Annotated in this window: 7 protein-coding genes; 4 read left to right on the forward strand and 3 right to left on the reverse strand. The window is 42.9% G+C overall.

The genetic code is table 11. The features are described 5' to 3' along the window. Window positions 1–122: 122 nt before the first annotated feature. Window positions 123–1,178, forward strand: coding sequence for a class I SAM-dependent methyltransferase (locus ACYRY3_RS18240; protein ID WP_460203022.1), 1,056 nt, complete (start codon window positions 123–125; stop codon window positions 1,176–1,178). 562 nt (window positions 1,179–1,740) lie between these two features. On the opposite strand, the gene patX is transcribed toward ACYRY3_RS18240, so the two are convergent. Beyond that, window positions 1,741–1,977, reverse strand: a complete 237-nt coding sequence (gene patX / locus ACYRY3_RS18245) for a heterocyst-inhibiting protein PatX (RefSeq protein WP_460203023.1) — start codon at window positions 1,975–1,977, stop codon at window positions 1,741–1,743. A gap of 108 nt (window positions 1,978–2,085) precedes the next feature. Continuing rightward, on the reverse strand, window positions 2,086–3,882 hold the full coding sequence (locus tag ACYRY3_RS18250) for an FAD-dependent oxidoreductase (protein ID WP_460203024.1): 1,797 nt from the start codon (window positions 3,880–3,882) through the stop codon (window positions 2,086–2,088). 157 nt (window positions 3,883–4,039) lie between these two features. On the opposite strand from ACYRY3_RS18250, the gene ACYRY3_RS18255 reads away from it, so the two are divergent. After that, window positions 4,040–5,098, forward strand: coding sequence for a zinc-dependent dehydrogenase (locus ACYRY3_RS18255; RefSeq protein WP_460203025.1), 1,059 nt, complete (start codon window positions 4,040–4,042; stop codon window positions 5,096–5,098). Between the two features lie 166 nt (window positions 5,099–5,264). Beyond that, on the forward strand, window positions 5,265–6,557 hold the full coding sequence (locus tag ACYRY3_RS18260) for an inorganic phosphate transporter (RefSeq protein ID WP_460203026.1): 1,293 nt from the start codon (window positions 5,265–5,267) through the stop codon (window positions 6,555–6,557). A 64-nt stretch (window positions 6,558–6,621) separates the two neighbouring features. Here ACYRY3_RS18260 and ACYRY3_RS18265 read toward each other — a convergent pair whose 3' ends face one another. Next, entirely contained in the window at window positions 6,622–6,882 is a 261-nt protein-coding gene (locus ACYRY3_RS18265) for a hypothetical protein (RefSeq protein WP_460203027.1), read from the reverse strand. 224 nt (window positions 6,883–7,106) lie between these two features. Here ACYRY3_RS18265 and ACYRY3_RS18270 point away from each other — a divergent pair, with 224 nt between their 5' ends. After that, entirely contained in the window at window positions 7,107–9,017 is a 1,911-nt protein-coding gene (locus tag ACYRY3_RS18270; protein WP_460203028.1) for an EamA family transporter, read from the forward strand. Window positions 9,018–10,192 lie beyond the last annotated feature (1,175 nt).

Below are 10,192 nucleotides of genomic sequence, written 5' to 3' on the forward strand. Positions count from 1 at the left end.
CATCTTTCCCAAGTTTTGTCTCTCCGCAGGCAATAGACCTTACTTAAGATTAATAATTGTATAGTGACAAATCCTTAAGATATGTAAAGATATATTTTAAAAAATAATTAAAGGGAACTCTCATGACTGACGCATTAACTAAGCTGACCTATGAAACTTTTCAACAAGGCAAAGGTTATTTTGGTCTTGCTCACAAAATTCTAAGTACGCGTCTCATGGAGATGCTCTTTCCTAGAGAACCACAATCTCGAAACATACCACCTGAGGCTCTACTGAAAATACAAGAAAGGGTGAAGAATCTGCAGGAAGTGGATTGGCAAGACGCAGAAAGAGGTGTGTACCCTACGAGCTTGTTGTTCGATAACCCTTGGGAAGACGTTTTCCGGTACTATCCTCTTGTATGGCTTGATTTACCTGAGCTTTGGGGTCGAGCTAAACAGAAGAAATACCAAGATTTTTCCACAGAGGTGGAAATTAATGGTTATCCCAGCTACTACGTTCAGAATTTCCATCACCAAACAAATGGCTACTTAAGCGATTTGTCAGCCAATCTATATGATTTGCAGGTGGAAATTCTTTTTAACGGTACAGCAGATGCCATGCGACGTCGTATTCTCGCTCCTTTGAAGAAGGGGCTAGAAGTTTTCAGCGACATCCCACCACGCCAAATACGGGTTTTAGATGTAGCTTGCGGTACTGCTCGCACTTTGAGGATGATTCGAGCCGCTTTACCTCAGGTATCTCTGTTTGGTACAGATTTGTCACCAGCATATCTGCGTAAAGCAAATGAGCTTTTGTCTGAAATACCAGGGGAATTGCCCCAACTGTTGCAGGCAAATGCCGAAGAGTTACCTTATGTAGATAATTATTTCCATGCTGTGACCTCCGTTTTTCTTTTCCACGAGTTACCTGGGACAGTGCGTCAACGGGTTATTGAAGAGTGCTTTAGGGTAACAAAGCCAGGTGGAGTTTTCATAATCTGTGACTCTATTCAAATGAGCGATTCACCAGAACTGGAAACTTTAATGGAAGGCTTCCACGAAACTTTCCACGAACCTTACTACAAGCATTACATGACTGATGATTTGGTAGAGCGCTTGGAGAAAGCTGGTTTTGTGAGTATTGATATGCAAGTTCACTTCATGAGCAAATATTTGATTGCTCGTAAAGCTGCATAACTACCATAGTTCTCACTCATAGGCTTAAAGCTGCTTGGTTTAAAAGGCATGGAAAATAATCGCAAGATACTATAGTGTTTGCGTTTTACTTGTTGTGACTTAGGGTGGTAAACCACCCTATTTTTTTTCAAAAATCTCAATAAGGTCAACCTAAATAGCGTCAACTCCAAATGTGTAGAAAAGGGTTATCAAGCTATTTCTTAAACCAGAACTAACAATCCTATGGGGATGTTTTTACCTCAACTTATAGTTTAGGTGACAACCTTCCCATATAACCAAAAAGTTGCAATGGGGATTTCTATCCTTATTTGAGGAGCTTTCAATACTTGCAATACTGACAGCCAACTAACTTGATATATAATGCAAGATTTACTGTTGGCTACGTATACAGAATCACTAATGGAATACCCTACTATTACTTAAATGCCTTGTATTTCAACTGTTAAGTTTTTTGCATGGGAGGGTGCGTATCGGATATTTAATGTAACACCCTGGTTACCGTACTTATATTCCCTTGCTACGAACCACTGCCGCCCCAGGAAGTGGCATGAACTTGCAGTTGTTAGACATCAGATTGTGTAGTGCTAATATATTCCATCAACAGTCTACGTCCACTACCCCGATATGGAGGATTCTTGGGACCACCAGGCTTCCCAGTTCCGGGTTTTGGCTGCTTGGTTTTCGCCAAAGTCAATTGTGGTGAATCATATTTGGATAGGAAAATGTTGGGTGCTTGGTTGTTGATAGCAAAGGAGCCACATAGAAAACCCACGATTAAAAGTGAAACAGCTGCACGCATAGTGAATGTTTATTTTTGAACTCTCCATTTCACTGATACTGAGTTTTCTTTTGTGTATCCGGATAATTTGTTGAATAGTATTGTTTTTTACCGCAAAAAAATACTTGGTTAGCTGTCAATATATTCAACAAGTAACCAATGTCCTGCAATGTTAAAACGACCCCAAATTTTAAGCAGTTGACCGTGAGAAGATGCTTGCAACTGCTCGTCAATTTGCGATCGCAATGTCACAATCTGCCAAGTCTCCCCCTGACGATCTCTTGGCTCAGTGATGGTGAATTGATAATCCTGCTCGGATATGCGGTGAAAAACCCCGGTAAAACAATTAATGTTTTTCAAACTTACAGTACCGCCATAACAGTTATAGTTCTGAGGAGGCGATAAGTAAGGGCAATTCCCGCAGGAAGGATATGTTTCTGGATCATCTAAATGATACAGTTGCCAACGCAACCAATCCGGAGAGTTGGGTAACAAATTAAATAAAGGAACGAGCGCTGCGGGGGAGCGATCGTTGAGTAGTGCTTCTTGCAAAATTCTGACAGGTAAATGTCGAGGGCTTAAATTCAACTCCACACACAAAGCAGCAGCCATACCCGCTGCTTGACCAATACCCATCACCACAGGTTGCAATCTAGTAGCTCCATTTGCAATATGAGAAACAGAAATATTTTTTTCACAAACCAACAAACCATCTGTTTCTGTAGGAATAAGACAACGATAGGGAATTGTGAAAGGAGTTCCCGTCCAACGTCCTCCCCAACGAATAGATTTGGGTTGCAGTTGAAATTTCACACCAGGATAATGATGATCGTTGGCATAGTTACCAATAGCAATTGCATCCTCATTTAACGGTGCAACTCTACCTCCAGAAATCGGCAAAATATCTTGTTCTCGTAAGGTTGTTAATCCCACCAAACGACGGCTTTCCCGATAATAAGGGTGAAGGGCAAAAGAAGAGGGGGAAACCGGAGGAGTAGGGAAAGGGGAAAATGAGAGTGAAGGGAATATACCCTCAGCTAAACCATAGCGACGCCCAAGCTGATTTTGGATAAAACGGGCAAAATTTTGGCTGTGCCAAAGACATTCTTGGAGAAACTCGCGTCGCATCTCCTCAGAGGCGATCGCCCGCCCTATCTTATAACCATAATCATTGCCACACCCGGGCCAATTAATCATAAACAGGTCACCGGGCAAACGTCCGTAATTTAAAAATTTCTCTGCGCCATAGTCATCCCAAGCACCAGCAAATTGTGATGGGTCGTTATGGGGTGCCTCTGGAATTTCAGGGGCAATTGATGTACCAAAATCTTGCATGACCGCAACCCAGGTAGGGGCTTGCACCGGATATTTTTCTGTGAGAGAATTAAAAGACGCTGGAGCGCTAAGTTCCCCCCACTCAGACCTCAACTCCCAGCCCCAGCGGTAAGGCACATCAGCTAGAGCCAACAAATCGCCCAACTCTGTCCCATCAAGAGTTACCTTCGCTTTGACAGTAAAATCTGTGAACCGAACACCACAAACGCAATTGCCTTGTAGGAAAACTTCCAACGGGGCTTGACCTGCAATCCAAAGCAAATTCGGTAACTCTTGCACCCAATCTGCGAAAATCTCTGCCCCAATGCGAGGGTCGTAACTAAAAAAGCTGACCCAACTGTTATCCAGCCCAAGTGGGTGCCGATGGTGTAATTCTCGTAAAAAATCACCCCACAACCCTGTGTGGAACGCTTCTAATTCATTGCCATCCGGTGCTGATACCCCAGCCGAAGTAAGCATTCCCCCCAACCAAGGAAATTCACTGACCAAAATAGTTTTTGCTCCCCGTCGCGCTGCTTGGATAGCCGCTGCGGTTCCTCCGGTGCCACCTCCAACTACTAACACATCCGCTGTATACGTCTCAATCACCATTTCTCTACCTCACTTTCATTGCCGATATATTTTCCCCCATATGACTTAACATCCAGACAAGATAAGCACAAAGGACAGGACAGAAAATTCAAACAAGATCGCTTAAAGTCCACCGAAGAGTGTTAAATCTAATATCGTTGAGCGGTGAAAAATCAACGTGAAAGCACAGGTCTTTAGAGGCGTTAATCAGCTATCTTACGAAGAAATCCCAGTACCCTCACTGGAACCGGATGAAGTTCTGGTACAAGTACGAGTTGTCGGTTTGTGCCAATCTGATATCAAAAAAATTCGCTATCCTCTATACGAACCCCCACGCATTTTTGGACACGAAACAGCGGGCACTATTGCAGCGGTTGGTTCTCAAGTTACGGGCTGGCAAGTCGGGCAACGGGTGGCGGTTATGCACCACATCCCCTGTATGCGCTGCGCTTACTGCCTAAATGACAACTTTTCCATGTGCAATACTTACAAAAATATCTGCACCACAGCAGGGTTTGCTCCCAGTGGGGGCGGTTTTGCTGATTATGTCAAGGTTCCCGGTCATATTGTACAAAATGGCGGACTGATTCCCATTCCCGATAATATAAGTTTTGAAGAAGCAAGTTTTGTAGAGCCAACTAACTGCTGCCTCAAAGCAGTGAAAAAAGCTCAAATCGCTCCCGGTCAAACGGTTTTAATCACTGGTGCAGGCCCAATTGGCTTGATGTTTATTATGTTAGTGAAGTATTTCGGGGCAAAAGCGATCGCTACCGACTTGCTTCCATCTAGAATTGAAAAAGCTTTGAGTGTGGGAGCAGAAGCTGCTTTTGATGCTCGTGACGCTAATTTACCAGCAAAAATTCAAGCGATTACCGATGGCATGGGCGTTGATGTCACTCTACTTGCGGTTCCCAGTGAAAAGGCTTTCTTTCAATCTTTGGACTGCACCCGCAAAGGCGGCAAAATCCTCTTTTTCGCTGAGTTCCCTGATGAGGTAGAAATTCCTATTAATCCGAATCTTCTTTATAGAAGAGAAATTGATTTGATGGGTAGCTATAGCTCATCTTACCGCCTGCAAAGTCTAGCAGCCGATATTGTGTTTAATAAGCGGATTGACGTCCAAGCCTTGATTAGCGATCGCATACCATTACAAGATTTATCAGCAGCAGTGGAACGAGCGATCGCCCCAACCCCAGAAACGTACAAAATCTTAATCTACCCGGAGTCATCACTTTAGGAAGTAGGAAGAGTTAGTGGTTAGTAGTTAGTAGTTAGTAGTTAGTGGTTAGTAGTGAGTAGTTAGTGGTTGGTTGTTCCCAATCACCAATACCTACTCATCAATAACCACTCACCAATACCCACTCACCAACAACCACTCACCAATAACCACTCACCAATTCGATATGCTTATCGTCCTAGTTGCAATTCTTGCTGTCTACGTTGCTTGGAATCTTGGAGCAAATGATGTTGCCAATTCAATGGGAACGTCCGTTGGTTCCAAGGCTGTTACCCTAAAACAGGCACTGATAATTGCCGGAGTATTAGAGTTTACAGGTGCAGTTCTGTTCGGACATGAAGTCTCAGAAACTTTGGCGACAAAAATTGCCAATCCCGCTTTATTCATCAATGCACCTCAGATGTTAGCAACTGGTATGCTGGCAGTTTTACTATCGAGTGGTGTATGGTTGCAAATTGCTACATCCCAGGGTTTGCCTGTATCATCTTCCCATGCGGTTGTAGGTGCGATCGCCGGATTTAGTTGGGTGGCTTTAGGAACAAATGCCATTGATTGGTCATCCATTGGGCGAATCACTATTGGCTGGATTATTACCCCAGTTATCAGTGGTACAATCGCAGCTTTGTTCTACAGCCAAATTAAGCGTTGGATTTTAGATCAACCAAATCCATTGATACAGTTAAAAGAATGGATACCGTGGTTGAGTGCTATTTTGCTAGGGGTCTTTGGTGTCATTGTTTTACCATCACTCACTCAACCAATAGCGAATTTTTTGATTTCACAACTTGAATTAAAAATACCTGCACGGGATATTCCCATAGCCAGTGGTAGTTTAGCAGCAGTTGGGCTAACTGTGTACAGTTGGCGACAGTTGGAAGACACAAGAGCAAGAGAGAGGGAAAATGGGGCTGGGGAGGAAAGTTACCCTCCCCGATTTCAAAATCCCGTTGAAAACTTATTTGCTCGATTTCAACTATTAAGTGCTTGTTTTGTAGCGTTTGCTCATGGTTCTAATGATGTTGGGAATGCCATAGCACCCTTAGCTGCCATTGCCTACATCAATCGTACTGGCACAGTACCCCTTAACGGCATTGATATTCCCATATGGATTTTAGTCCTTGGTGGTGCTGGCATTGTGGCTGGTTTAGCTGTTTGGGGTAAAAAGGTGATTGCGACTATTGGCGAAAGTATTATTTCCCTGCAACCTAGTAGTGGATTTTGTGCTGAACTGGCAACTGCTACCACCATCTTACTTGCCTCCCGAATAGGTTTACCCGTCTCCACTTCTCATGCTCTTGTCGGTGGTGTGGTTGGGATTGGACTGGTGAAAGATGCCAAATCCGTTCAATTCAAAACACTCCAAGGCATCGCTGCTGCATGGCTTATCACTGTTCCTGTGAGTGCAGCCCTCAGCGCTGGAATTTTCAGCCTCATCAGGATTTTGGATTTTGGATTTTAACTAATTCGGCGGAATTCCCCACCGCTTCATCTACTTCCATCTCCAAAAACGGTATTGTTCTCAGCTAACCTTGTTGATTGCCCCGATTGGGGTATAGTCTTTCTGGCAGCAGATTCCACCCTGCAGCATCTGCTGCCCAATTACGAAAGACTTTCTGACGGACAAAGGCATTGGCAAAGCGCCAGTTGTAAATTTGCTTCCAGGCATTGGGCCACTCTGCCGTTTCATCAGCTGCCTGTAAAGCACGAATATCTGCCTCCAAAGCTTCGGCGTGCTTTTGCAGGAGGGTTTCTAGTTCGCGAAAATGTTCTTCAGGAGAGCGCAAGGCTTTAACAGTTTTAGTTAGGGAACAGCATAAACCTTTAATGAAAGGCAAATTGTTATATAAACTACATAATAACTGAATTTGCCAATAAGTAAAATAGTTGAGACAATTTGGAGCTTGAATTCAGTGAACAGAGATGGGCGAACAGTCATAACTGATAGCTAGTAACCGATCGCCCATCGCTGTTGATATATGGGTTATATATGGATTAAGGATAGAAAATAATGGGGAGATTCGAGAGACGACCGGATAATTTGCGAGGAAAAGGAGAACTGTACGGGGCAGCAGAAGCTGCCATGCGGGCTTTAACTGAGGAGTTGCAGTTCCTCCAACGCAATGTACTCAAATCGTTACAGGAAGACGTTAAGCGTTTGCAAGTAGAAAAAGATCGTTTAACGAGCGATATCCAAAAGTTGCAAAACGACAAAGGACAGTTGCAACAGGAGCAGCAAGTAACCGAACAGCAAGCGTTGATTCGTCAATTATCACAAGTCTTGGCCAATCACATATCTGTGCAACTGCAATCTTCTTTAGAAGCGCTGACAAACAAAGCCGTGCAAACTGGCTCTCAAACAGGGGTCAACCAACAGCCAACCGAAACAACAACTCCCTTGAATTCAAACGAAAGCAATCCAAATACCCCACAACTTCTTGACTCCTTAGATGATGCACTTATCAGCACTTTTACATCACTGCAACAGGAGTTAAGAAACTATCAAAGCCAACTTTCGCAACAATTATCCCGGATGCACAATCAACAGCAACAGGGAGAAGTGATTTTGGCAGAGTTGGTGAATCGGCTTCGCGGGGAACTGCAAACAGCAACGCCAAATAATCCGACTGTTATTCAACAACCTCCTTTTTCTGATTCTACAATTCCTCCACAACCACAAGGCTACGTTGAAGCTCCTACAAAGTTGCTCTTAGAAGTTAGCCCGCAACAAGAAACTTTCTCTGAAAGCCCTATTCCAACCAGTGTAAACCCTACAAGTGAAACCGCGTTGTCACCTCCTACACCAGAACCCGTGACATCTGCATCGCCTCCGCTTATAGTGGAATCAGCACCAGAACAACAGGCAACATCAAGGCAAACCTTTTTTAGGCAAATTGGCATTTCGTCCTTGCCAACAGTTGGTATATTGCTAATTGTGCTGTCAACAGTGGCATCATCGCTATACAACGTGGCGATTAAAATCATATTTAACCCAGGCTCCCAAATTTTTGGTGCTTTTGAAGCGCAACGGCTGATACTCCCAAATTTGGGAAGTTCTCTGTTGATTTTAATGCTGCGAATGTTGGTGGTAGTACCACTCATGATGCTTTTGGCTCCCATTCTGCATCCGCGAGTATGGCATGACCTGCAATACTTGTTTGATTCTGTTCGCAGAAATTCGAGTCATACAACTGCAAAACGGGCATTCATTTTGTCCGTGGTCAGTGGGTGCTGTTTGTTTCTGTCGCAGTTACTTATCTACCTTGCTATAGGTCAGGTACCTACAGGAATGGCGATCGCACTTTTCTTTGTGTATCCAATTTTAAGCGTTCTGTTTTCCTGGGTTTTGTTCCGGGATCGGTTGACTTTATTCAGTACAGGTGCGATCGCGACTATTGGTGTAGGGGAATTGCTCGTTTTAGGAGGCGCGGTTAGTACTGGTATGGGGAACCCCTCATTAGGAAGCATTGCAGCAGTCACTTCAGGAATCGCTTTTGCTTTCTATATAATTTTCTCCCGCATATGTGCTACTAAAGTACACCCAGTAACATTCACCTTAATTAACTTCGCCACAATGTTGGTGTTATCGTTCCTGGGTTTATTACTGCCTTTACCAGAGAATTGGAGCCTCCAAATCAACTCTGCTAGCCTCCTCGAACTTATATTGAGTGCTTTTATCTTAGGCGTACTCACACTTTGCAGTTACTTATTAAACAATTTTGGCGTTCGTAAGATTGGAGCATCACGTTCAGCCATTATCGGTGCGAGTGTTCCAGCCATGACCGTCATCTTTGGTCTTTTAATTATTCAGGAAACCTTGCAAATTGAGCAAGTTTTGGGAGTATTATTAGTGACTTGCGGAGCAGGTACTCTCAGTCTTGAAAAACTCAGAAATCGTCTCAAGCCTTCCAAGTCACTCTAGTACTTTAAGAAAGTAAAAAAGTACAGAAAAGTCTTACTTAAACTTATAAGACTTTCTCATGCTTAGGAACATTGTTAGCAAATTAACGCAGGGTTAAACCCCACACCCCTTCTTTTTTTTGGGACTTTCGCCAAAATTGTAATGCTCGAAATGCTTACTATATATAGACTTCGAGCAATTAATAATCTTTATACGTTAAAATTTAGAGTTGAGGTAATATAGGTTTGAAAGTAACATTTATGCAAATCAAAAATGAAATATTTTTTTAAAAAAAGATAAATATCATAGCACTATATAATGTAGAATCATTTTAAGTATGGCTTTGTTTTAATGATGTTTATAAAATATAATTTTGTATCTTCCCTAACATATCTGACTCGGGGGTATTGGTAGAATTATCAAAAATTGTTGATTCTAAGGAAGGAATTTTGAACTTTGGATGATCCCCTGAAATTAAGTTCTGCGATCTTCTTAAAAAGAAATTACCCATACTGCGAAAATGTCAGAAGCAGTTTTGAGCAGAAAGGTAGTTTCTGTAGCGCAGTGCCATCTGTCAATCTGGCAGTTTGCCCAAGACAGGTAGATCCTTTCAACTCGCTTCCGGGCAAGGGAAACCCTGATGATGGCAGCTAGCTAAGTAAAGAAGATTCTTAATATTATCTTAATGCGAAAAAGGAGTGGCTGTCTCCGAATCACCTCAAGTTATTCCAAGACTACCTGTCTTCGCAGCTTCCCGTCATATATTTTTCTTCAGAGAAGGTAATACCCAGTGGCATTACCACCTAGTGTTTGAACCGATGTTACCGTCTTCAAGGGAGGAGGCTTCCTTGAAATCTTAGCTTTTGTGCTGAAATCGATTATCGTGTTTTATTCGGTTCAAGTTTCCTGATGAACACTGTAATCCGTGGAAGTGTAGGTAGTGGCTCCTTCTATATAGGCATATGCTTGCAATATTGCGGGAGTGGGAAAATACTACTAGAGCCCAAGCTCTGGTTCAATACTTGAAACTACGGAGCAATTGCCAAATATGACTACCTAGAATACACATACTTAACGCATAATAGATAATCTGAGGTAATGACAACGCCTTCAGTCGGGTGTGCTACTTTTTCCGTTGACTGACAACTCGTAAACGTGCTATTCAACTGTCTGTAATATGAGTAACGACGTAGATC

Source organism: Scytonema sp. NUACC21 (assembly GCF_054684315.1).

Excerpts from the sequence above, each read along its gene's own strand:
- patX (WP_460203023.1), bottom strand. The coding sequence starts at position 1,977 with ATGCGTGCAGCTGTTTCACTTTTAATCGTGGGTTTTCTATGTGGCTCC.
- ACYRY3_RS18250 (WP_460203024.1), bottom strand. The coding sequence starts at position 3,882 with ATGGTGATTGAGACGTATACAGCGGATGTGTTAGTAGTTGGAGGTGGC.
- ACYRY3_RS18240 (WP_460203022.1), top strand. The coding sequence starts at position 123 with ATGACTGACGCATTAACTAAGCTGACCTATGAAACTTTTCAACAAGGC.
- ACYRY3_RS18270 (WP_460203028.1), top strand. The coding sequence starts at position 7,107 with ATGGGGAGATTCGAGAGACGACCGGATAATTTGCGAGGAAAAGGAGAA.
- ACYRY3_RS18260 (WP_460203026.1), top strand. The coding sequence starts at position 5,265 with ATGCTTATCGTCCTAGTTGCAATTCTTGCTGTCTACGTTGCTTGGAAT.